Source organism: Actinoallomurus sp. NPDC050550, assembly GCF_040655075.1.
Classification (GTDB): Bacteria; Actinomycetota; Actinomycetes; order Streptosporangiales; family Streptosporangiaceae; genus Actinoallomurus.
On sequence record NZ_JBFAJC010000088.1, the window covers coordinates 12,939 to 34,565 of the forward strand.

General features: G+C 71.8%; 21 protein-coding genes and 1 pseudogene. 15 read left to right on the top strand and 7 right to left on the bottom strand.

Features of this window, described 5'->3' with window-relative positions; translation table 11 throughout:
- Nucleotides 1-355 precede the first annotated feature (355 nt).
- Nucleotides 356-742: a hypothetical protein gene (locus AB0I04_RS52190; RefSeq protein ID WP_360903464.1), complete on the bottom strand. Its 387-nt coding sequence runs from the start codon at nucleotides 740-742 to the stop codon at nucleotides 356-358.
- A 9-nt stretch (nucleotides 743-751) separates the two neighbouring features.
- On the opposite strand from AB0I04_RS52190, the gene AB0I04_RS52195 reads away from it, so the two are divergent.
- The 10 genes and pseudogenes from AB0I04_RS52195 (at nucleotide 752) to AB0I04_RS52240 (ending at nucleotide 8,198) form a co-directional block, all read left to right on the top strand.
- Nucleotides 752-919: an LPXTG cell wall anchor domain-containing protein gene (locus AB0I04_RS52195; RefSeq protein ID WP_360903467.1), complete on the top strand. Its 168-nt coding sequence runs from the start codon at nucleotides 752-754 to the stop codon at nucleotides 917-919.
- A complete protein-coding gene (locus tag AB0I04_RS52200; RefSeq protein WP_360903470.1) occupies nucleotides 906-1,616 on the top strand; it encodes a class F sortase in 711 nt (236 codons plus the stop codon). Before AB0I04_RS52195 ends, AB0I04_RS52200 begins: the two co-directional genes overlap by 14 nt.
- A gap of 67 nt (nucleotides 1,617-1,683) precedes the next feature.
- Nucleotides 1,684-2,112, top strand: a complete 429-nt coding sequence (locus tag AB0I04_RS52205; RefSeq protein ID WP_360903473.1) for a CBS domain-containing protein — start codon at nucleotides 1,684-1,686, stop codon at nucleotides 2,110-2,112.
- A 69-nt stretch (nucleotides 2,113-2,181) separates the two neighbouring features.
- Nucleotides 2,182-2,931, top strand: coding sequence for an alpha/beta fold hydrolase (locus AB0I04_RS52210; protein WP_360903476.1), 750 nt, complete (start codon nucleotides 2,182-2,184; stop codon nucleotides 2,929-2,931).
- Between the two features lie 68 nt (nucleotides 2,932-2,999).
- Nucleotides 3,000-3,793 (top strand): annotated as a pseudogene (locus AB0I04_RS52215) (NAD-dependent epimerase/dehydratase family protein); the annotation flags it as partial.
- Between the two features lie 159 nt (nucleotides 3,794-3,952).
- Nucleotides 3,953-5,128 (top strand): glycosyltransferase, encoded by a 1,176-nt coding sequence (locus AB0I04_RS52220; protein WP_360903479.1) that lies wholly within the window; start codon nucleotides 3,953-3,955, stop codon nucleotides 5,126-5,128.
- Between the two features lie 40 nt (nucleotides 5,129-5,168).
- The gene (locus AB0I04_RS52225; RefSeq protein WP_360903482.1) at nucleotides 5,169-5,897 is read left to right on the top strand and encodes a hypothetical protein; all 729 of its coding nucleotides are present in this window, start codon (nucleotides 5,169-5,171) and stop codon (nucleotides 5,895-5,897) included.
- Nucleotides 5,894-6,256 (top strand): hypothetical protein, encoded by a 363-nt coding sequence (locus AB0I04_RS52230; RefSeq protein ID WP_360903485.1) that lies wholly within the window; start codon nucleotides 5,894-5,896, stop codon nucleotides 6,254-6,256. Before AB0I04_RS52225 ends, AB0I04_RS52230 begins: the two co-directional genes overlap by 4 nt.
- Complete coding sequence (locus tag AB0I04_RS52235; RefSeq protein WP_360903488.1) at nucleotides 6,256-7,356, top strand: glycosyltransferase family 4 protein; 1,101 nt, start codon at nucleotides 6,256-6,258, stop codon at nucleotides 7,354-7,356. Before AB0I04_RS52230 ends, AB0I04_RS52235 begins: the two co-directional genes overlap by 1 nt.
- A gap of 89 nt (nucleotides 7,357-7,445) precedes the next feature.
- A complete protein-coding gene (locus AB0I04_RS52240) occupies nucleotides 7,446-8,198 on the top strand; it encodes a hypothetical protein (protein WP_360903491.1) in 753 nt (250 codons plus the stop codon).
- On the opposite strand, the gene AB0I04_RS52245 is transcribed toward AB0I04_RS52240, so the two are convergent.
- Nucleotides 8,188-8,901, bottom strand: a complete 714-nt coding sequence (locus AB0I04_RS52245; protein WP_360903494.1) for a DUF2993 domain-containing protein — start codon at nucleotides 8,899-8,901, stop codon at nucleotides 8,188-8,190. The genes AB0I04_RS52240 and AB0I04_RS52245 overlap by 11 nt on opposite strands.
- Nucleotides 8,902-9,102: 201 nt before the next feature.
- Here AB0I04_RS52245 and AB0I04_RS52250 point away from each other — a divergent pair, with 201 nt between their 5' ends.
- Nucleotides 9,103-11,349 carry an FHA domain-containing protein gene (locus AB0I04_RS52250; protein WP_360903497.1) on the top strand — a complete coding sequence of 749 codons (2,247 nt, stop codon included), beginning with the start codon at nucleotides 9,103-9,105 and terminating at the stop codon, nucleotides 11,347-11,349.
- Between the two features lie 21 nt (nucleotides 11,350-11,370).
- On the opposite strand, the gene AB0I04_RS52255 is transcribed toward AB0I04_RS52250, so the two are convergent.
- Nucleotides 11,371-12,057 carry a nucleotidyltransferase domain-containing protein gene (locus tag AB0I04_RS52255; RefSeq protein ID WP_360903500.1) on the bottom strand — a complete coding sequence of 229 codons (687 nt, stop codon included), beginning with the start codon at nucleotides 12,055-12,057 and terminating at the stop codon, nucleotides 11,371-11,373.
- Between the two features lie 195 nt (nucleotides 12,058-12,252).
- Between AB0I04_RS52255 and AB0I04_RS52260 the strand changes: the two genes are divergently transcribed.
- Together AB0I04_RS52260 and AB0I04_RS52265 are read left to right on the top strand one after the other, a co-directional pair.
- Nucleotides 12,253-12,852: a bifunctional 4-hydroxy-2-oxoglutarate aldolase/2-dehydro-3-deoxy-phosphogluconate aldolase gene (locus AB0I04_RS52260; protein ID WP_360903503.1), complete on the top strand. Its 600-nt coding sequence runs from the start codon at nucleotides 12,253-12,255 to the stop codon at nucleotides 12,850-12,852.
- On the top strand, nucleotides 12,849-13,784 hold the full coding sequence (locus tag AB0I04_RS52265) for a sugar kinase (protein ID WP_360903506.1): 936 nt from the start codon (nucleotides 12,849-12,851) through the stop codon (nucleotides 13,782-13,784). The genes AB0I04_RS52260 and AB0I04_RS52265 overlap by 4 nt, the downstream gene beginning before the upstream one ends.
- Before the next feature lie 63 nt (nucleotides 13,785-13,847).
- Here the strand turns inward: AB0I04_RS52265 and AB0I04_RS52270 are convergent, their stop codons facing one another.
- Together AB0I04_RS52270 and AB0I04_RS52275 are read right to left on the bottom strand one after the other, a co-directional pair.
- Nucleotides 13,848-14,627, bottom strand: coding sequence for an IclR family transcriptional regulator (locus AB0I04_RS52270; RefSeq protein ID WP_360903509.1), 780 nt, complete (start codon nucleotides 14,625-14,627; stop codon nucleotides 13,848-13,850).
- Nucleotides 14,628-14,645: 18 nt separating this feature from the next.
- Nucleotides 14,646-16,556, bottom strand: coding sequence for an ABC transporter ATP-binding protein (locus tag AB0I04_RS52275; protein ID WP_360903512.1), 1,911 nt, complete (start codon nucleotides 16,554-16,556; stop codon nucleotides 14,646-14,648).
- Between the two features lie 402 nt (nucleotides 16,557-16,958).
- Here AB0I04_RS52275 and AB0I04_RS52280 point away from each other — a divergent pair, with 402 nt between their 5' ends.
- Together AB0I04_RS52280 and lanL are read left to right on the top strand one after the other, a co-directional pair.
- Entirely contained in the window at nucleotides 16,959-17,129 is a 171-nt protein-coding gene (locus AB0I04_RS52280) for an SflA family class IV lanthipeptide (protein ID WP_360903515.1), read from the top strand.
- 207 nt (nucleotides 17,130-17,336) lie between these two features.
- Nucleotides 17,337-19,997 (top strand): class IV lanthionine synthetase LanL, encoded by a 2,661-nt coding sequence (gene lanL, locus AB0I04_RS52285; protein WP_360903518.1) that lies wholly within the window; start codon nucleotides 17,337-17,339, stop codon nucleotides 19,995-19,997.
- A gap of 61 nt (nucleotides 19,998-20,058) precedes the next feature.
- On the opposite strand, the gene AB0I04_RS52290 is transcribed toward lanL, so the two are convergent.
- Both AB0I04_RS52290 and AB0I04_RS52295 read right to left on the bottom strand, forming a co-directional pair.
- Nucleotides 20,059-20,469 carry a RidA family protein gene (locus AB0I04_RS52290; RefSeq protein ID WP_360903521.1) on the bottom strand — a complete coding sequence of 137 codons (411 nt, stop codon included), beginning with the start codon at nucleotides 20,467-20,469 and terminating at the stop codon, nucleotides 20,059-20,061.
- A 148-nt stretch (nucleotides 20,470-20,617) separates the two neighbouring features.
- Entirely contained in the window at nucleotides 20,618-21,478 is an 861-nt protein-coding gene (locus tag AB0I04_RS52295; RefSeq protein WP_360903524.1) for an NAD(+)/NADH kinase, read from the bottom strand.
- Nucleotides 21,479-21,627: the final 149 nt, after the last annotated feature.

The window sequence follows — 21,627 nt, forward strand, 5'->3', positions numbered from 1 at the left end:
GTACCCGCGACCTCTGGTCGTCGACGTCGATCTGGACGCATCTCAGCAGGTCACAGGCGTCTCGACGGGTGCGGAGAAATCCGCTTAATGTGGCCGAGGGTGACTGATCGCGGTCTTTCCTGAAATGGCCGGGCGGCCGATCGCACTAAGCGTCCGCATCTCACCGTAATCATTTGATCAAGAGCATAGAGACATTGGTCGCGGTGTCGGTGATGGGGGAATGAGGGGGGCGGTGGCGATGCCGGCAGCCAGGGAAGCAGTCCGGGCTGCCGCTGACATCAAGGGGGTACTCATGAGGGTCGAAACCCTGACCCTGACAACCGCTTCAGCGGCCGCACTGGCGATCGGGCTGGCTTCACCCGCTCTGGGCGCGTCTTACACGGGTGCGCACGCGGCGCTGCACCATCGGGTGCAGCACGTTGCCGTCCACACGGGAGCCCGCCAGGCGCTGATCCCTGCGGGTGCGCACAAGCTGTCCCTGGTTCGCCGGGACGGTGATGGCGATGGCGACGGTGATGGCGACGGCGACCGCGACGGCGATCTTCGCCAGCACCACTGCGACGGTGACTCCTGTGGCGGCTTCCGCCACCGTCACCGCCACGTAAGCGGCATCGGCCCCTTCGCGTTCGGTGACTCGGGCTGTGACGGCGAGCACTGTGGCGATGGCGACGCCGTCTCCGGCGATGAGTCGGAAGGCTGCTGCTCCGAAGAGGAGGAGAAGGCGGCGCCGCAGAAGGAGCACGCACGGCCCATGCACATGCGCGCCCAGGTGAGGGCGGTCCCGTCCGGGGCCGTACACGCCGGGTTCGGTGGTGGCCAGGGAGCGAACGTGCCGCTGGGCGTCGCCGGGCTCTCCCTGATCCTGGGTGGCACGGGCCTTCTTGCCCGTCGGCGGATCCGGACCGGTGCCCGCTCGTAGCCGATCATCACGATCACGTGGCGGCCGTCTCCGCGGCGGGGCGGCCGCCGGGTTGATCGCGGCGGGCGCGGCGGTCCTGTGGTTCGACGCGTGTGAGAGCCCGGGACCGCCGCGACCGGATCAGCATGCCGCCCGGTCGGGCGCGGCGGTCGATCCGTCGGCAGGGCCGGCCCTTGGGGCCTCCGTACCGCTCCATTTGGACGTCCCGAAGATCGGGATCCACGCGAGCCTGCTCCAGGTCGGCCTCGACCACGACGGATCCGTCGCCGTGCCGCCGCTGTCGCGCGCGCATCTTGCCGGCTGGTACGACAAGGGCCCATCACCGGGGGAGCGCGGACCCGCCGTGCTCGTCGGCCACGTCGACAGCAAGAAGGGCCCGGCCGTGTTCTACCGGCTCGGCAACCTGCGTCCCGGCGACACCGTGGAGGTGACCCGTAGGGACGGGGTGGTCGCGACGTTCACCGTCGACTCGGTCGAACGGGTCTCCAAGAAGCACTTTCCGACGCAACGCGTCTACGGCGATCTCGGGTTCGCCGGGCTCCGGCTGATCACGTGCGGTGGCGACTTCGACGGCCACAGCTACCTCGACAACACGATCGTGTACGCCCATCTCGCCGCAGGCCGGCGGAAGGGCGCACCCCCGGCGAGCGGATCCGACGCACCCACGCCGGCCGGATCGGCTTCGCAGAAGCCGTGACGTTTTCCCGGAGAGGGGGGATGCTTGGCGTAGTGATGCCGGTCCCGACCAGCCGGGAGGTCGATAAATGCGAATTTCGGAGATTCTCCGTGCGAAGGGCGGGGACGTCGCCACGATCGCTCCACACGAGAGCGTACGGCGGCTGCTCGCGTTGCTCGCGGAGCACAACATCGGTGCCGTCGTCGTGTCCAGCGACCACAACACGATCGAGGGCATCGTCTCGGAGCGTGACATCGTCCGTCGGCTGGGCGAGCAGGGCGCGGAGCTGCTGGACGCTCCGGTGTCGACGATCATGACCACGCCGGTGCGCACGTGCGCGCCCGCCGACGACGTGGACGGCCTGCGGGGCATCATGACGGAGCACCGCATCCGTCACCTCCCGGTCGTCCGCGACGGGAGCCTCGTCGGGATCGTCAGTATCGGCGACGTCGTGAAGAGCACGATCGCCGAGCTCGAGACCGAACGCGAGCAACTCGTCGACTACATCAAACGCTGAACCCGCCGTACGGCGCCGTCGGCGGGGCACCGGTCCCCAGGCGCGGCTCGGTGCGGGCACGATGAACGTGTGAGCGTTCAGTCCCTGACCCTGCATTCGATGGACGGCGTCCGGATCGACGCCGGCCACCTGCCCGGCCCGGACGGCCTGTGCCTGGTCCTCGCGCACGGGTTCACCGGCGCGTGGCGGCAGCCGACCACGCGGCGGATCGCCGCCGCGCTCAACAAGGTCGGCGGCGTCATCGCGATCGACTTTCGCGGCCACGGGCGGTCCGGCGGCCGGTCCACGGTCGGTGACCGGGAGATCCTCGACATCGACGCCGCCGTCCGCCATGCCCGTCACCTCGGATACGAGCGCGTCGGGCTCGTCGGCTTCTCGATGGGCGGGGCCGTCGTGGTCCGCCACGCGGCCCTGCACGGAGGAGTGAACGCGGTCGTCGCGGTGAGCGCCCCGGCCCGGTGGTACTACCGCGACACCAAGCCGATGCGCCGTGTCCACTGGGCTATCGAGCGGCGATCGGGCCGCCTGGCCGCCCGCGTCGTCCGGCGGACACGGATCGCCGGTGGCGCCTGGGCGAAGGTGCCGGAGGCGCCGCACGAGGTCGCGGAGCGCATCGCGCCGACACCGCTGCTCATCGTGCACGGCGATCAGGACCCGTTCCTGCCGGTCGACCACGCCGAACAGCTGTACGGCGCGGCGCGCGACCCGCGCGAGCTGTGGATCGAACCCGGCTACGGCCACGCCGAAAGCGCCGCCACCCCGGCGCTGATCCACCGGATCGGAGCATGGGCCGCCTCCCGGACGACCGCCGTCGAATAAGGTTGCCCTCCGTGCGGATGGTGGTGACGGGGGCGGCCGGGTTCATCGGCGGCCATGTGGCGGAGGCGATGGCCCGGGCGGGCCATGAGGTGCTCGCCGTCGACGCCCTCCACCGGTCCGCCGCGCCGGACGCCGCACGGGACACCTGGGCATGTCTGGCCGACCGGGCCGGCGTCACCCTCGTCGAGACCGACCTGGCAACCGACGACCTGACCAAGCTCGCCGACGCCGACGCCGTCGTCCACCTGGCCGGCCGGCCCGGAGTGCGCACGTCCTGGGGCGCCGGAGCCGCGGTCGCCGAGCGCGACAACGTCACCGCGACCCGGCGGCTGCTCGCCGCCTGCCAGGCCGTGACACCCGGCCGCCGCCCGCGCGTGGTGATCGCGTCGAGCTCGTCGGTGTACGGTTCCGCCGATGCCCGCCCGCACCGTGAGGACGACCCGCCGCGTCCCGTTAGCCCGTACGCGACGACGAAGGTCGCCGTCGAACGCCTCGCCGCGCGAGCGGCTGAGGAGGGCCTGCGGACCGTGACCCTGCGCTACTTCTCGGTGTACGGCCCACGGCAGCGCCCCGACATGGCCTTCCACCGGTTCATCGAGGCGGCACGGGCCGGCCCCTACCGGTCTTCGGCGACGGCGGCCAGTCACGCGCCTTCACCCACGTCGCCGACGTGATCGCCGCGACCCTCGCCGCGGCCACCGCGGACCTCCCGTCCGGGACCGTGCTCAACGTCGGGCACCCGGAGTCCGTCACCGTCCGGGATGCCATCGCCCTACTGGCCGGACTGCTGGGCGTATGGCCGCAGGTGCGCGAGCAGGCCCCGGCGGCCGGGGACGCGGCGCGCACGTGGGCCGACACGACGAAGGCCGAGCGGCTGCTCGGCTGGTCCGCGCGGATCGGACTGGCCGAGGGCCTGGCCGACCAGGTCCGCTGGCACCGCGAGCGCACGGAGCCGGTGGCATGAGCGCTGAAGGGCCCGCGGTGGTCCGGGCACCGGGTACTCGCGTACGGGGCCGGTGGCATGAGCGATGAAGCGCGCGCGGCGGTCCGCGCCGCGTACTTCGCCTTCGACCGCTTCCCGTCGAGCAAGGGATCGGCCGTGCACATCGGCCACATGGCGGCCGAGCTGTTCGCCCGTTTCGACGGCGGTCTGCTCGGCGTGCTCGGCGGCGGAGGCCTGCCGCGCTACCAGCGAGAGCCCGGCGGCGTCGAGATCGCCCGCTTCGGCGAGCAGATCCCGAACCTGCTCGACCGCGCGGAGGCGTTCTCCGGGTGGGTCGCCGCGCACCTGGAACCCCACCGGGCGACCCTGCGGATCTGCCACGTCCGCGACCCGTGGAGCGCGTTGCCCGTGGTCACCCTTCCCGATCGGGGATATCGCGTCGTCTACGAGGTCAACGGCCTGCCCTCGGTGGAGCTGACGCACACCCGGCCGTCGGTGACGCCCGCCACGCTGGCCAAGATCGCAGACCTCGAACGCGTCTGCCTGGACCGCGCCGACGCGGTCGTCGTGCCTTCGCGGGTCATCGCGTCGGCCCTGTCCCGCCGGGGCGTGCCGGAGACGAAGCTCCACCTGGTGCCGAACGGTGCCGACGTGCGGGACACGACGGCGCGCCCGGACGGGGCACCCGACCGGTACCTCATCTACGTCGGGGCCCTCCAGCCGTGGCAGGGCGTCGATGTGCTGCTCCGGGCGTTCGCGCGGCTCGCGGACCTGACCGACCTGCGGCTCGTCATCTGCTCGTCCGTGCCCGAACGCCGTGCCCGGCCGCTGCGCCGTCTCGCCGAACGCCTCGGCGTCGCGGATCGCATCGTCTGGCGGTTCACGCTCCCGCACCCCGAGGTCGCCGCCTGGCTGGTCGGCGCGGCCGTCTCCGTCGCGCCGCTCACCGGCTGCGCCCGCAACCTCGACCAGGGCTGCGCGCCCCTGAAGATCCTGGAGTCCATGGCCGCCGGCGTCCCCGTGGTCGCCTCCGACCTGCCCGCCGTGCGCGAGCTGATGACCGACGGCGAACACGGCCGGCTGGTCCCCGCCGACCGCCCCGCCGAGCTGGCCCGCGCGCTCCGCGTCCTGCTGGAGTACCCGGACGCCGCCCGCGCCATGGGCGACCGCGGCCGCAAGCGCGTCATGGCCGACTTCACCTGGTCCGCCTCCCGCTCCCGCCTGGCCGACGTGTACGACACCGTGACGCTCTGAACGCCTATGGCGGGTCATGTCCGGTTGATAGGGTCCGGCCATGTTCTGGCGGAAGACACGGACAGCGATCGAGGGGTTTCACCCGGTTCACCAGGGGCTCATCTGGCAACGCACCGCATCCGTCATGCTTCCGCCCGCCGAGTGGAACGCCGTGGTGGCCAGCCTCGCCCGGCATGAGGGCACCGTGAAGCGGCGCAAGTGGCGCCTGCCGGACCGGACGGTGACCGTGCTGGTGCCGCTGATCCGGGTGCTGTGCGAAGACGTCGCGCCGGACGGCCCCGTCGGCGTCACCGCCGACCTTCGCGGGCCCGGTGTGCCCGGCAAGGCCGGGCCGAGCCAGCGGTTGCCGGCCCGGCGGCCCATCCGGAGCATCACCGAGTGGTTCGCGCTCGACCCGTGGCTCGCAGTGCGGGCGGTCCTGCATGACGGCAGCGTCCTCGAGCTGACCGTCACCGATCGGGTCCGCTACCGCAAGATCCACAAGGTCAACCCGCGTGGGAAGCACAAGACGAAGACCAAGATGAAGACGGTGCAGCGGATCACCGCGAGGCGGACGCTGCCGCCCGGCACGGAGGTGCGGCGGCCGGACACCCCGCCGCCGCCCTGGATCGCGGTGCGAGTCAAGTCCGGCAAGCGGACGGTGATCAGTTCGACGATGAAGGTCGCCCCCGCGCCCGCCGAGGTGGACATGGTCCAGTGGATCCTGGCGGTGGCGACCGAGCCGTTCCGGTGGACGCCGCCGGCGACGACGGCGAGGAGGACCGCGTGAACCCCTGTGCCGTGACGACCGGCTTCTTCCTGCTCGGCCGGTGCGGACGGCCGCCGGTCACCGTCTGCCGCTGCGGCCGGCCGGTGTGCGCCGAGCACATCGACCCGCAGGGGCTGTGCCCCGAGTGCGCCGCCGCGCAGGCCTACACGGACCCCTTCCACCCGGGGTGGGCGCGCGGCTACCGCCGCCGGTACTACGAGCAGAGCTCTGGGCAGTACAGCGACCCGCTGTGGTACTCGCAGTTCGACTCCTACGACCGCGGCCAGTTCGATGACGGCTTCGACGTCGGCGGGGACACCGGTGACGACGGCGGGTTCGACATCGGCGGCGACGATGGGAACGACTGGGTCGACAGCTGATGCGCGTTCTGTGGATCACCGAGCACTATCCGCCGAGCCGCGGCGGCATGGCCGAGTCCTGCGACCGCATCGTGCGGGGACTGCGCCGGGCGGGCGTGGAGGTCGACGTGGCGCACCTGACGCGCCGGTCGCGGCCCTGGCAGGTGAATCGGGAGGCGGGCGGCCGGCTGCTGGTCGTTCCGCTGGAGGACAATCCCGAGCACGCGCTGCGCCGGCTGTGGACGGAACTGACCGGCGAGGAGTACACCCACGTCGTCGCGTTCGGCGGCACGTACGCCGTGCTCGGCGCCCCGGTCCTGGCGGCCTGGCTCGGCGCGCCGCTGGTCACACTGCTGCGCGGCAACGACTTCGACACCGGCGTCTTCTCGCTGCGCCGCCGGGAGGCGCTGCTGACGGCGCTGCGCGGCTCCGCCCGCGTCTGCGTGGTCGCCCGCTCCCACGCTCCGCTGGTGTCCGCGCTCGTCCCGGAGGCCGCCGTGACCTGGGTGGCCAACAGCGTCGACACCGCGAGCTGGGAGATCCTTCCCTCCGAGCGTGCCCGCGCGCGGGAGTGGCGGGCGGCCCACGTCGAGCCCGGCCGCCGCGTGATCGGCCTGGTCGGGCAGCTGAAGAACAAGAAGGGCGTCGGATTCCTGCTCGACGCGCTGCTCGCCTCCGGCCACACCCCGGCGTTCCACCTGCTCCTCGTCGGCGAGGTCGAGGACGGGGTGGAGACCCGCCTGGACGCCGTGGCCCACACTCGGATGCCGTTCCAGGACCGGTACGACCTGCCGGGCGTCTACGCGGCCTGTGATCTGGTCGCGCTCCCGTCCTTCTATGACGGGCTGCCGAACGTCGCCCTGGAGGCGGCGGCGCTCGGCGTGCCGCTGTTGGTCTCGGACGCCGGCGGCCTGGCCGACGTGGCGGACGAGGAGATCGGCTTCACCTTCCGGGCAGGTGACGCCCACGGCTGCCGCGCGGCCGTGGACCGCGCGGCCCGTGCCACGGACGAGCGGCTGGCCAAACTGGGGGCGGCCGCGGGTGAACGCGTCCGCCGGGACTTCACCCCCGAGGCCGAGACGGCCGGGTACCTGGCCGTGCTGACCGAGACCGCGCGTTGATCGTCTGCTACGCGCACGGCGGTGGGCTGGGGCATCTCACTCGGATCCGGGCCTACCTCCACACCCGCGGATTGAGTGCGGAAAAAGTTATGATCCTCACCGGCTCCCCGTTCGCCGGCGATCCGCGGGTCCTGTCCGGGCACCGGGTCCTGTCCGCGCCCGCCGGGCTCGACCGGGACGAGCTCACCCGGTGGGTGCGGGTGACCCTCGCCGCGCTGCGTCCGCGCGAGCTGGTCGTGGACGCCTTCCCGGCCGGGCTGTCCGGCGAGCTGAGCGCCGCCGCCGTTCCGCCCGGCACCCGCGCCGTCCACCTCGCCCGCCTGCTGCGCTGGGACGCCTACCGGCCGTTGCTGCCGCCGGAGCCCCTGAAGTTCGCCCGGACCTGGCTGGTGGAGCCGGTCGGCGGCGCCCACCGCGCGTACCTCGACGCGGTGTCCTCCGAGGTCGCGACCCTGACGCTGGCCGACCCACCGGAGCCGCGCCCCGCCGTCCCGGTCGAGCCCGGCGGCTGGCTCATCGTCCACTCCGGGCCCGCGGACGAGCAGACCCAGCTCGTCGCGTACGCGCAGGACATCGCGGCGATCGAGGGCGCGCGGCCGTACCTCACGCTCGTGTCGCCGAGCCGCCCGGACGCCCTGCCGCCGGAGGTCGCGCACCGCGACGTCTATCCGGCGTGGCCGCTGTTCGCCGAGGCCGACCGGATCATCACGGCGGCGGGCTGCAACGCCGTACGCCAGCTCACCCGATGGCGGGAACGGCACCGCATGCTGCCGTTCCCGCGCCGTTTCGACGACCAGTACGAGCGCGCCGCCCGCGTCCGCGGCGAGCCGGTCAGCCGCTGAACGCGATGTGGGAGCCGGTGACGCGGAGCTCGATGCCCTTGTCGGTGACCGACAGGCTCTGGAACGTCAGGCCGAGTGGCAGCCCGTCGACCGGGACGGTGAAGTCGAGGTCCTGGTCGAGGTCGGCGAGGGAGAAGCCCTCGGCCGACAGGGGGTGGACGCGGATCTGGTTCCGGCCGACCTTGGTGACCTGCCAGACGACCGTGCCGGAGGCGATGCCGAAGTCGACGTCGCCCTTCACCTTGTCGGGTCCGTCCGCGGAGAACTTCACCCCTGGTTGATCGGACACCTTGGCCAGATCGCCGAACGCGATGGTCGCGGTGCCGTCCACCCGGCCGAGGGTGCCCTTGCGGAACCCCGAGTCGACGCGGACGTCGCGTACGTCGCCGTCGATGCGGCTGATGGTGATCGGCCCCTCCCGTACATTGCGCGCGGTCATGTGGGCGTGCGGGAAGTGCCGGTCCAGGACCTGGGTCACGAAGGGGAAGCCGTGAATCGTCACGTCGGGACGTGTGCCGAAGCCCTGCTTCTGGATCTCACCGGCGATGCGGCTCTCGGCGTACGCGGCCGCGAACCGGTCCAGAATGACGAGGAGAACGAGCAGCGCCAGGACGATCACCGATGCGACGACCCACGGTCGCCGTCGGCGCCGCCTCGGCGGGCGAAGATCCGGGCGCGTCCGATCGCTTTCGGGCGCACTCATTTGAGCATGGTACGGGTCGCCATGACGCTCAGCAAATTTCACCGCGCGGAAACCGTCAATGCCTTCACGGCAAAGTCATGACGGAAAGTTGGGCCTTTCGTGGCATCCGCTCTACACTGCGGGGATATGGAGGCCGAGGGCTTTGTCTCATCGATGGCCCCGGCGGTTCTCGTCGTGCGGACGAAGGAGTCCGTTCGCAGGTTGCAGCCCGGGAGCTCGTACGTCGTCGGGCGTGATCCGGCGGCCGACATCCCGATCGACGACCCGCGCGTCTCCTGGCGGCACGCCATTCTGCGCACGGACGACAACGGCTGGCTACTGGAGGATCAGGACAGCACGAACGGCACGTTCGCGGGATCCCGGCGCATCCAGCGTGCCGGCATCGAGGGCGAGATCGTCTTCCGGCTGGGCGATGTCGGCAGCGGCCCGCAGCTGGCCTGCTCGGTCCCGCTGGTGCCCGACTCGCGCATCGGCGTCGACCGTGAACCGACCTCCGTCATTCGCGTCCCGTCCCGCCCGCTGCGAATCGGGCGCGCCCCGGACAATGACGTCGTACTCTCCGATTTGATCGTTTCCCGGTATCACGCAGAGCTGCGGAAAAGAGCCGACGGACGGCACGAGATCGTCGATCTCGGCGGCCATAATGGCACCTTCGTCAACGGGAAACGGATCACTTCGGCGGCGCTCACCGAAAGTGACATCGTCGGAATCGGTCGGGCCACTTTCCGGCTCGTCGGCGACGAACTCCGGGAGTTCATCGACACCGGCGACGTCTCCCTCGTCGCGAACGACCTCACCGTACGGACCTCGAAGGGCAAGGTCCTGCTCGACCACGTCAGCTTCCCCATCCCCGAGCGCTGCCTCGTTGGGGTGATCGGCCCGAGCGGCGCGGGCAAGTCGACCCTGCTGGGCGCGGTGACCGGGACCCGCCCGGCGACCGAGGGCGGCGTGCGGTACGACAACCGGGACCTGTACCGGCACTATGCGGAGCTGCGGCACCGCATCGGCCTGGTGCCGCAGGAGGACATCCTGCACACCCAGCTGCCCACCCGCCGGGCGCTGCGGTACGCCGCGGAGCTGCGGTTCCCCGGGGACACGGTCGCGGCCGAACGCGACCGGCGGGTCGATGAGGTGATCGAGGAGCTCGGGCTGACCCCGCACGCGCAGACCCGGATCGACTCCCTGTCCGGCGGCCAGCGCAAACGGGTCAGCGTCGCGCTCGAACTGCTGACCAAGCCGTCACTGCTGTTCCTGGACGAACCCACCTCCGGCCTGGACCCGGGCCTGGACAAGTCCGTCATGGAGATGATGCGCGACCTCGCGCACGACGGCCGGACGATCGTCGTCGTCACGCACAGCGTCGCCAACCTGGACACCTGCGATCGCCTGCTCGTCCTCGTCCCCGGTGGCCGGGTCGCCTTCTACGGTCCGCCAGAGGAGGGGCTGAGCTTCTTCGGCAAGGCGAGCTGGGCGGAGGTGTTCCAGGCGTTCGACCGCGAGCCGGACCGCGACTGGGCCGCCGAGTTCCGGATGGCGCCGCTCTACTCGCGCTATGTCCTGTCGGGGCTGGACGGCGACGCCGAGACGCCCGGCGCGGAGCGGGTCACGGCGGCCCCGCCGCCCCGGCGACAGGGTCGGTTCGCGCAGCTCGGCACCCTCTGCCGCCGGTACCTCGCGGTGATCGGCTCGGACCGCAGCTACCTGGCCGTGGTGGCGGTGCTGCCGCTGGTCGTCGGGCTGCTCATCCGGGCGATGCCCGCCCCCCACGGGCTGACCGGCCTGGGGGAGAACGACGACGCGGCGTCGGTGCTGCTGACCCTGGTGATCGGCGCCTGCTTCGTCGGCGCCGCCAACTCCGTACGAGAGCTGGTCAAGGAGCGTCCGATCTACCGGCGGGAGCGCGCGGCCGGACTGTCGGCCGGGATCTACCTGCTGTCCAAGATCTTCATCCTGGGGCTGATCACCGGCGTGCAGGCGGTGCTGCTCGTCCTCATCGGGCTGGTGTTCCGGCCGATGCCGGCGCACGGGGCGTTCACCTCGCCGTACCTGGAGCTCATGCTGGCCATGGCCGGGTTGGCGATCGTGTCCATGGTGATGGGCCTCCTGGTGTCGGCGGCGGTCAGCACGTCGGAGAAGACCATGCCGCTGCTGGTGCTGCTGTCGCTGGCCCAGGTGATCCTCTGCGGGGCCCTCATGCCGCTGGAGGGCAAGGCGGGCCTGGAACAGATCGCCTGGGTGACGCCGTCGCGCTGGGGCCTGGGCGCGGCCGCCTCGACCGTCGACCTCGGACACCTGCCGCACAGACCGATCCACGACCGGCTCTGGCACCCCGACGCGACGACCTGGGCCACCGACATGGGAGTGCTGGCCGGCCTCGGGCTGGTGTTCGTCGTCATCGCCTGGTGGCGCCTGGAACGCCTGCGCCCAGGCCGCCGGACCCGGCTCTGACGCTCCCCGGTCGGGCCCGAGTCACCCGGGCTCGGCGTAGTGGGCACGGCGTACGGCCAGGAGCCATGCCTCGACGGTGTCCTCGTCGGGACGGTCCGGGAGCGGCGTACGGATCCGGTCGAATTCGGCCTCGACCTCGGCGAGCAGGCGCCGGGCGGACTCGATGTCGCCGTCGGCCACGCCGTTCCCGAAATCGCGGTACCACTCCGGGTCGTCGAGGCGGATCCGCAGGTCGCCGGTGGCGTACAGCTCGCGGCCCTGGTGGACCAGCCGCGCCAGGTGCCGGGCGTGCTTGGCCGTCCGCCGACGGGTATCGGCGGAGAACGAGCCGTCGCCGCGGTTCTCCAGTTTGCGGAACTGCTGGGTGGCGTAGCCGAGATACGCGTCCCGGACCCGCGTGGCGGACAGGAAGGCGGATCGGATGCCGATCAGCTCGTCGCCGAATGGGGTGCGCGTCTCGTACAGGTCGTCCGGCAGCCAGACCAGCTCCATGACGGTCGGGTTGCCGCCCAGGGCGAGGCTGCACCACTTCCGGGCCTCGTGCAGCGTCCGGTCGGGAGAGGTCGTCACGATCGACTCGCGCGGGGTCCGCAGCCCCAGCAGGGATCGGGTCGGCGCGGCGAAGACGCCGAGCCGGTCGATGTCGGAGTCGGGGGTGGCCAGGCCGTACGCGGTGGAGCCGACGATGCCGGCGAGCAGGATCTCCATCGGGGGTCCTCCTTCGTCGGAGAGGCGACTCGTACGGACTGTGCTTTCGATTCCCTCGCTCCGCTCGGTCATAGGCGGTCCCGGGGGCTGGTAGATCATCCGGCTGGCAGCACCATAGCCACGAGGCGTTCGATCCGCTTCTCATTTATCATGGTTATGGAACGTTGTCCCGCTGTACAGAACGAGGGCGGTCGGATGGATCGGGTGGAGATCGAACAGGCGATCGGGGCGGCGCGGGTGCTGCCGGTGCTCAGAACGCCGGACGCCGCGGGCGCCGTCAAGGCCGCCGAGACGCTGCTCGACGCCGGCCTGAACGTCATCGAGCTGACCGCGACCACTCCCGGCTGGGCCGACGCCCTGGCCGGCCTGCGCCGCGCCCATCCGGCGGCAGTGCTCGGAGCCGGCACCGTGACCACCGCCGAGGATGCCCGCCGGGCGCTCGACGCCGGCGCCGACTTCCTCGTCAGCCCCTACCCGGCCGAGGCCGTCCGTGCGGCCGTCGGCGAGACCGGGACGCCCTTCCTCGAAGGCGGCTTCACGCCCGGCGAGGTCGCTGCGGCCGCCGGACGCGGCATCGCCAAGCTGTTCCCCGCGCACGTGGGCGGCCCGGCGTACCTGCGCTCCGTCCTGGCCGTGCTGCCGGGCGCGCGCGTCGTGCCCACCGGCGGCATCGCGCTGCGTGACGTCCCCGCCTACCTCGACGCGGGCGCGTACGCCGTGGGCGTCGGATCCGACCTGGTGAAGGCGCCCGACCCGGCCAAGGCCGTACGCGAGCTGATCGAGGTGGCCAAGTGACCCGCGGCGACGTTCCCGACGTCGTCATCGTCGGGGAGCCGCTGGTCGAGTTCTCGGCCGCCGACCCGCTGACCCACGCGGAGACCTTCCGGCTGTCCTTTTCCGGTGACGCGCTCAACGCGGCGATCGCCGCGTCGGCCGCCGGAGCCCACGTCGCCCTCGTCACCCGGACCGGCGAGGACGAGTTCGGCGACCGCCTCGTCGACTTCGCCGCCCGCCACGGCATCGACACCCGCTGGATGTGGCGGGGACCGGGTCACACGGGCGCGTACGTCGTCGGAGCGGACCCGCTCGGCACCCGCGCCTTCGCCTACCTGCGCTCCGGCAGCGCAGCCTCCCGGCTCGGCCCCTCCGACGTGGACCGCGCCCCTGTCGCCGAGGCAAGGGCGGTACTGCTCAGCGGCATCACGGCCGCGCTGTCGGACTCCTGCGCCGCCGCCGTCGTGCACGCGGCCGAGAAGGCCGACGGCAAGGTCGTCTACGACCCCAACTTCCGGAGCCGGCTGACCACACCCGGCGACGCGCGCGCGATCCTGGCGAAGGTCGCGCCCAGGGCCGCGCTGGTCCTGCCGTCCTGCCCCACCGACACCTCGGCACTGCTGGACACCACCGATCCCGAGGAGGCCGCCGAGGCCTGCCTCGACCTGGGCGCGGCGGCCGTCGCGGTCACCTGCGGCGCCGACGGGGTCCTTCTCGCGAGCCGGCGGGAGCGGCGACACCTGCCGGCCATCCCCGCCACGGAGATCGTCGACGCGACCGGTGCGGGAGACGCCTTCGGCGGCGCGCTCACCGCTCGCCTCGCGCGCGGCGCGTCCATCGTGGACGCCGTCCGCGGCGGCGCGGCGGCGGCGTCGATCTGCCTCGGCGGCCAGGGCGGCACCGGCCGGATCGCCACGGCCGCCGAGATCGAGCGGCTCCTCGCCCAAGACTGAGCGACCACGCGCACGGGCGGGCCGGACGACACAACGGCTCCCGCACGGTGCGCGGCGGGCGGATCAGGCGGGTGCGGGGGTGGGCACGCGGTCGGGCGGGGCGCCCATCGCGAGTGAGACGTCCCGCGCGGCGGCCACCACCTCGGCCATGAGGGTGTGGTCGTCCGGGTCGACCTCGAACGCGAGACCGGAGATGGAGATCCCGCCCATCACCGCGCCCGTGTGGTCGAAGACGGGCGCGCCCACGCAGCGGATGCCGCGCTCGTTCTCCTCGTTGTCGATCGCGTAGCCGCACCGGCGGACCTCGCTCAGGTGGGCGATCAGCGCGTCGACGTCCGTGATCGTGTGCTGGGTGCGCGGTGCCAGGCCGGTCCGTGCGGTGATCGCGGTGACCTCCTGGTCGGGCAGCCGGGCGAGGATCGCCTTGCCGATCGAGGTGGAGTGCAGCGGCAGGCTCATGCCGACCCGGGAGCCCATCTGGTACGGCCGCAGGCCCTCGAGCTTGCGCACGTAGACGGCCTCGTCACCGCTGCGGATCGCGAAGTGCACGGTGAAGCCCGTACGGTCGCGCAGCGCCTGGAGCGCCGAGTCGGCGTGCTGCGCCGGGTCGAATCGGCTCATCACCTTGCCCGCCAGCGTCAGGATCCGCGGGCCGGGGAGGTAGCCGCCATTGCCGTCGGTGCGGGCGAACCCCCACCCGACCAGGGACTGGAGGATGCGGTGCACCGTCGACTTCGGAAGCCCGGTGCCGGCCGCGATGTCGGTCACCCGGCTGTGCTCGGCCAGTGCCTCCAGCACCGTGAGCGCCTTGTCGATCGAACCGCCACCGGTCTGCGTCGCCACATCGCGAGAATATCCGGGTCAGCCCGGTTGCAGGTCGGGGGCCGCGCGGTAGGCGGCCGCCTGGAGTTCATAGAGCTGGGCGTACAGGCCTTCGGCGCGCATGAGCTGGAGATGCGTGCCGTGCTCGGTGACCCGGCCTTCGTCGAGTACGTAGATGTGGTCGGCGTAGCGGACGCTCGCCAGACGGTGCGTGATCAGCACGACCGTGCGATCCTGCGCGTGGTCGCGAATGCGCTCGAACAGGGCGTGCTCGGCGCGCGCGTCCAGCGCGGAGGTCGGCTCATCGAAGATCATCAAGGGCGCGTCGCGGTAGAAGCCGCGGGCCGTCGCGATCCGCTGCCACTGGCCGCCGGACAGTTCGTGCCCGCCCTCGAACCGACGGTCGAGCAGCGTGTCGTACCCCTGAGGGAGCCGGGCGACGACCTGGTCGGCGCCTGCCGTCCGGGCGGCGTCGGCCAGCCGGTCCTCGTCGGGTGACCGGCCCATGAGGATGTTGTCCCGGACGGTGAGCGGCCACCGGGTGTGGTCCTGCGCGATCACCGCGATGCGCTCGCGGAGCGTGTCGCCGTCGATCGCGGAGATATCGATGTCGTCCCAGCGCACCTTGCCGGAGTCGGGCGCGTACAGGCCGGCGAGCAGCTTGGCGAGCGTGGTCTTGCCGGAACCGTTCTCCCCCACGAGTGCGATCACCTGGCCGAGGCGGATCGTCAGGTCGACGTCCCGCAGCGCGGGCGTGCCGGAGCCCGGATAGGTGAAGGTGACCTTCTCGACGGTGATGCGGTCGAAGGACTCCGGCGCCGCCAGGGAACGCCGGGCGGGGACGCGTTCGCGGGCCATCGCGCAGAAGTCGAGGTAGTCGCCGAAGTAGAGGCCGGCCTCGTACAGCTTGTTGAGGGCCGGCATGAGGGCGGCGAGGGAGGACTGGCCGGCCCGGATGGCGAGCACGGCCGTTCCCGTGACGGCGAGTGGGATGACCCCCGCGGCGAGGAGACCGCCGAGCGCCGCGTAGACCAGGCCGGTGGCGGTGCCGGTCAGGAGATCGCCGGCGACCCTCGTGGTGGTCTGCTGCCGGGCGACGTCGAGTTCGACCTGCTGTTCGGCATCGGCGATCCGGTCGTACTCGCCGAGGAGGAAGGGGCGCAGGCCGAACGCGCGTACCTCGGCGGCGGGCGGCCGCTCGGCCATCAGGTCCGAGAGCATGAATTTGCGGCGCCGTGCCCGGGACATCCTGCGGAACGCCAGGTAGCGCATGCGGGCGGCGCGCAGTGCCGCCCATCCATCCGGCAGGGCGGTGATCAGCAGTAGCGGCAAGAGGACCGGGTTCAGGACGCCGAGGGCGGCCGCGGCCGCGACGATGCCGACCGCGCCGGTGAGGACGTTGACCGTCATCTCGACGACGGTCACCGAGTCGGGGACGCCGCTGTCCCGTGCCCGTTGCATCGCGTTGTGGAACTCGTCGTCGTCGAACGCGCTCAGCTCGACTCGCGTCGTGAGCTGGAAGAGGCGTGTCTCGGCCAGGCGTTCCACGCGCGGCTTGAGCCGCAGCTGTGCCCAGCCGGCGGCCGCCAGCAGCCCGGCACGGACCGCGGTCGCCGTGGCGACGAGGAGCAGCGCCGGCAGTGCCGCGCGGACCCGGGCGGCACTGGGACCGTCGGCGAACAGCGACTCCAGGACACCGGTCGTCGCCAAGAGCCCGAAGGCGGTGAACACTCCCGCGATGAGGTTCAGGCCGAGCGTGGCGACCGTGTCGAGCCGGTCCGCCTGCCACGCCAGCCGCAGGGCGGCACCGGTCAGGGCGGGCAGCCGGCGCGCCATCGTGGTCAGGCCCGCGGACATGAACCGCTCGTCGTGGATCTCCCAGTACCGCAGTGCGAGACCCGACTCGTCGGCGGCGGGAGCAGCGGGCCGGTTCCTCCGCCGGAGTCTCACCGGGCGCGGACCGCGCCCGCGGTGACAGTGCTCATGAGCACTCAAGCTAGATCATCGGCCCATCCCTGTAAATAATCTTCATCGGTCAGACCTGAACGGTAGGAAAATATCGTCCAGCCATTATGCCTTCTTCTCCGGAAAACGCAACACCGTGAATGGTTGACATCGGGAGTCAGGGCCGGGAAGCCCATTTTGGCAGAGTCAAAACATGTCATCGCCGTCTGGACAGCGCTCAAGATCGTCCTGATAATGCTGGAGGTTGTCCATGGTCAAGGCGTCGTTCCGTGCGCTCTCGTCTTTGCCATCGATAAACCCACGGGGCGCCATCCTCACCTGGACGGCTGCGCCCTGACGACGGTTTCGGCCCGCCCACGAGGTGCCGGCCGAGAAAGGAGCCCGGTAATGCCCGCACTCACGCTCGAACCCCGCGACGCAGGTGTGCTCGAGGCCGACGACTTCGCCATCGACTTCGAAGGCGAGCTCATGGAGCTGCTGCACGGCCCGCAGGCCTGCGTCAACACGTGCAAGCGCACCGTCTGCAGCACCTTCCCCTGCTGCGCCTCCATCAAGTAACCGCCCGCACGAAGGTCGCCCGGACCCTCACCCGGTCCGGCACTGACCACACCCGCCGGGATGGAGCGCTCCCGGAAGACGTGTGAGAGAAAGGCCATCGGTATGGCCCGATGGCCTTTCTCGCGCTGGAAAATCGCGGTGCATGTAGATTCTGTGATCACAGGGAGGGGCTTCATGGGCGCCGCTGTTTCGGATCGAACAGAGGATATGGCGGAAAAGCTCACTGAAATAGCGGCACGTGAGCGGTGCGAGGTGTATGTCGACGACATCTGGGTCAGCGTGCACCGGCCCGGCCTCGACGTTCCCGCGCAGGGCTGGAAGCTCCATGTGTCCGCGCGCCCCGGCACCCTGGTCGCGACGCTCGACCGGATTCTCCCGCTGTTGTTCCAGCTCGACTGCGACTTCAAGGTCGCGCGGTCCACCGAGGTGTTGCGCGAGCTCAACTCCGGTGACGTCGATCCCGGCGCGGTCGGCAAGGCCGTGACCGTGTACCCGCCCCAGGACCGGGTCGTGCGGATCGGACGGGTGCTCGCGGCGGCGCTCGCCGGATTCGCCGCGCCGAGGGTGCCCAGTGATCGCCGGGTGCACCGGCGCGCGCCCGTCTACTACCGATACGGACCTTTCGTGCCGCAGTATCGCGTCGATGAGAACGGCGACTACGAGCTCGTGCTGATCGGCCCCGACGGTGAGTTCCTCCCCGGAGCCGCCGGTCCGGAGTTCCGGTGCCCGCCGTGGGCGTCCGACCCCTTCCGGCAGGGCGCACCGGATCCGGCGACCGGCACCGCGGGAACCCTCCCTGGGCCGGCGTCCCGGGCGCCCGGCGGCTCGGCGCGGCCGGGCGGTGCTCCGGGGGCCGGCGACGGCCGGCCGGAGGATGGACACCGGGTGCCGGAGGACGCGCCGACCCTCGGCGGCCGTTACCGGCTCACCTCCGGCGTGGTACGCGGCGCGCGCGGCAACGTCTATCGTGCCGAGGACACCGTGTCGGGACGCCGTGTGGTGATCAAAGAGGCCCGTGCGTACGTGGGGGAGAACGCCGATGGTATGGACCTGCGGCTGCAGATCCGCAACGAACGCCGCATCCTGGAGGCGCTCGCGGGGGTCGATGGGGTCCCCGGCCTGATCGACCACTTCCGGCACGAAGAGGACGAGTACCTCGTGATCACCGAGGAGGGGAGCCGCGACCTCAACCGCTTCGTGAACGAACACGGGATCTTCGCCGACGACCCGCCCGGTACGGGCCGCGACCTGGCCGTCCTCGCCACACAGCTGGTCGGCCTCCTCGACGCCGTGCACGCCCGTGGGGCCGTCGTTCGCGACCTGTCGCCGAAGAACGTCGTGCTGGACGACGACCTCCACTGCACGCTCGTCGACTTCGGCAACAGCAGGTACGACGGCTTCCAGATCCCCGGCTGGACCCCGGGCTACAGCGTGCCGGACCAGCACACCGGCCGCCCGTCCGAACCGGCCGACGACTACTTCGCGCTCGGCGGCGTCCTGTTCTTCGCGGCCACGGGCATGCACCCGATCGGTGTCGACCCCGATCCGGCCCGCAACCTCGAACGCACCCTGATGAGCCTGGCAGCGCTCTTCCCCGGGGTCACGACCGGCGTACGGGGGTTGATCCCGCGCCTGCTCAGCCTCGACCCAGCCGAGCGCACCGCGGCCGTGGCCGGCATCCGGGACGGACGGCACCGTACGGGACGGCCGACCGCGGGTGCGGCGGGGACCGCACCGCCACGCTTCACCCCTGTCCTGCTCGACGCGGTCATTGCGCACACGACACACGAGTGCGTGCGGTTCGCCGAGAAGATGATGGAGGGCCCGGCGGACCCCCGGCGCTCCTCGCCGCCGGTGACGCACGTGTACGGAGGGTCGTCCGGCCTCGGGATGGAGCTACTGCACCACGCGGACACCGAGGCCGTGGCGGGCGAGCTGGCGCGCTGGACCGCCCAGGTGATCCCGCCGACGCCGCTGCCCTCGGCGCTGTACTTCGGCCGCACCGGGACGGCGCTGTTCCTGAGCGCGGCGCGGCGGTTGCTCGGCGCCGACGTTCCCGGGTGCGAACCGATCGGCCTCGGCGACACCGAACGCGGCGACTACGTGCACGGCGTGGCCGGGATCGGCGCCGGACACCTGCTCCTGGCGGACCTGGATCCCGGATCGGACCATCCGGCCGTCGCCGCCGAATGCGCGCGGCGGCTTCTGGCCGGGGAGGTCCGCGACACACAGGACGCGGCCGCGCCCGCCCAGCCGGGCACCGGGGTGGCCACCGAGTCCGGCTTCGCCCACGGCGAGGCGGGCATCGCGGTGTTCCTGCTGGCCTACCACCAGGCCACCGGGGACCCGGAGGCGGGAGAGGCGGCGCGACGACGGTTCGACACGCTCGCCGACGAGGCGGCGACCCTGGCCCGGGTGCTGCGCGAGCCCGCCGCCCGGCCGATGGGGGCGTCCTGGTGCCAGGGGCTCTCCGGGATCGTCACCGCGCTGCTGCACGCCGCGCGGGCGTACGACGACGAGCGCTACCTGCGGCCCGCCAGGGCGGGTGCCCGCGCGTGCCTGGCGATCGCCCCTCAGGCGTGGGTCGTGTCGCAGTGCTGCGGGCTGGCCGGGATCGGCGACATGCTCATCGACGTCGCGCTGGCGACCGGGGAGGAGGAGTTCTGGCACGGTGCCGAGCACGTGGTCGAGCTGATCCTCACCAGGAGCGGTGGCGACCTGCGGCGACCGGTCCTCCCCGACAACACGCTCGAAGGGGCGAGCGGCAGCTGGGCGATGGGCACCCCCGGGGTGCTGTCCTTCCTGCGACGGCTCCGGGACCGGGACGGTGCCCGCCTCTGGACGCCGTGGTGGACTCCGCCGCGCTGACGTCGCCTGCAACTCGCCCGGACTCGGCGCCGTCGTCCGGGGACCGCCTACCGGGCGTCGCTTATCGGCGCGGGACGGCGGCGACGGCTTCGACCTCGACCGTCAGGTCCGGCCTGGCGAGTGCGGCGACGACCATGAGGGAGTGGGCGGGCCAGTCTCCGTCGGGGTACCAGTCCGCGAAGACCTCTTCGCGCGCGACCCGGCTGCCGGGCAGGTGCTCGGTACCGGACACGAATGTCAGCAGCTTCACCAAATTCGCGGGCCCGACCTCGAGCGCGTCGAGAAGCCGGCCGATGTTGGCGAACGCCTGACGCGTCTGGGACTCGGCGTCCGGGCCGGCGAGTGTCCCGTCCTCCAGCAGGCCGAGCTGACCGGAGATGAAGACCACCTCATGGTCGGGCGGTACGGCGGCCAGGTGGCTGTACTGCCCGACGGGCGGCGCGACACCTGCAGGGTTCCAGCGACTGATCATCGATTCGTACTCCTGTCCGTTGGGGAGGACGGCTGCCCCGCGGCAGGGTCCCTCGGCCGCGGTCCACAGCCGAACCTTAGAGCCCTTGCGGCTTGTCAGCCTGCCTCGGCCGCGGTCCACAGCCGAACCTTAGAGCCCTTGCGGCTTGTCAGCCTGCCTCGGCGGAGCCCGTGAGCCGGAGGCGCCGCTGCGCGCGCTGGTAGAAGGTCGTCTGCCCGAGCCGTACGACGCTGGCGGCGGCGGGCAGTGCCGCCAGGTTGAGGACGTCGCCGGGGCTCACGTTGCCGATGAGCCGGCCGTCGGCCTCGACGGCGACGGCGCCGCTGGTCGGCAGGACCCGCAGCGCGAGCTTCTCCTGCGGGGACAGGAACAGCGCGCGGTTGAACGCCGAGTGCGGGGCGACCGGCGTGACGAGCAGCCCTTCGGCGTTGGGGGAGATGATGGGCCCGCCGGCGGAGAAGCTGTACGCCGTGGAACCGGTGGGCGTGGCCACGACGACGGCGTCGGCGGCGTACCGGACGAACGGGTTGTCTTCGACGCACACTTCGACGACGATCAAGCCGTGCCCGGGCACGCGGGCCAGGGCGACGTCGTTGAAGGCGACCGCGTTCATGCCGCCCGCGGTCGCCTGTAGGCCGGTGCGCGTCTCGATGGTGAAGCGGTGCTCGTCGATGGCGCACAGCGCCGCGTCCAACTCCGGAATGTCGATCTCGGCCAGGAAACCGAGACGGCCGAGGTTGACGCCGAGGACGGGGGTCCGCCGACGGCAGGTGAGCCGCATGGCCCGCAGCATGGTGCCGTCCCCGCCCAGGCTGACGATCAGGTCGGCGCGCTCGGCGAGGTCGTCGGGCTCCACGGCGGTGACGTCACCGTCGATGCGCGCGACTTCACCGGGTACGCCGAGGACCTGGGCGTTCCGGGCACGCGCCCATCCGGTGATCCTGTCGATCACGCCCTTACAGTCGCGTTCGGGGTGAAGGACGATGCCGACGGTCGAGATCAAGCCCATACGTCATTCTCTCAATATCTGCCGGCCGCCGTCGGCCTCCGTCCGGGGCCGGGCGGCTCAGGAGGAGGGCGCGTCCTGTTCGTTGATGTTCAGGGGCCGGTACGGGCGGTAGGGGCTGTTCGCGGACAGGGTGTAGCGGAGCACCAGGT

Coding starts and splice junctions, on each gene's coding strand:
- AB0I04_RS52220 (WP_360903479.1), top strand. CDS start 3,953: ATGAGCGATGAAGCGCGCGCGGCGGTCCGCGCCGCGTACTTCGCCTTC.
- AB0I04_RS52290 (WP_360903521.1), bottom strand. CDS start 20,469: ATGATCAGTCGCTGGAACCCTGCAGGTGTCGCGCCGCCCGTCGGGCAG.
- AB0I04_RS52255 (WP_360903500.1), bottom strand. CDS start 12,057: ATGGAGATCCTGCTCGCCGGCATCGTCGGCTCCACCGCGTACGGCCTG.
- lanL (WP_360903518.1), top strand. CDS start 17,337: ATGGCGGAAAAGCTCACTGAAATAGCGGCACGTGAGCGGTGCGAGGTG.
- AB0I04_RS52260 (WP_360903503.1), top strand. CDS start 12,253: ATGGATCGGGTGGAGATCGAACAGGCGATCGGGGCGGCGCGGGTGCTG.
- AB0I04_RS52235 (WP_360903488.1), top strand. CDS start 6,256: ATGCGCGTTCTGTGGATCACCGAGCACTATCCGCCGAGCCGCGGCGGC.
- AB0I04_RS52280 (WP_360903515.1), top strand. CDS start 16,959: ATGCCCGCACTCACGCTCGAACCCCGCGACGCAGGTGTGCTCGAGGCC.
- AB0I04_RS52240 (WP_360903491.1), top strand. CDS start 7,446: ATGATCCTCACCGGCTCCCCGTTCGCCGGCGATCCGCGGGTCCTGTCC.
- AB0I04_RS52245 (WP_360903494.1), bottom strand. CDS start 8,901: ATGAGTGCGCCCGAAAGCGATCGGACGCGCCCGGATCTTCGCCCGCCG.
- AB0I04_RS52295 (WP_360903524.1), bottom strand. CDS start 21,478: ATGGGCTTGATCTCGACCGTCGGCATCGTCCTTCACCCCGAACGCGAC.
- AB0I04_RS52205 (WP_360903473.1), top strand. CDS start 1,684: ATGCGAATTTCGGAGATTCTCCGTGCGAAGGGCGGGGACGTCGCCACG.
- AB0I04_RS52195 (WP_360903467.1), top strand. CDS start 752: ATGCACATGCGCGCCCAGGTGAGGGCGGTCCCGTCCGGGGCCGTACAC.
- AB0I04_RS52225 (WP_360903482.1), top strand. CDS start 5,169: ATGTTCTGGCGGAAGACACGGACAGCGATCGAGGGGTTTCACCCGGTT.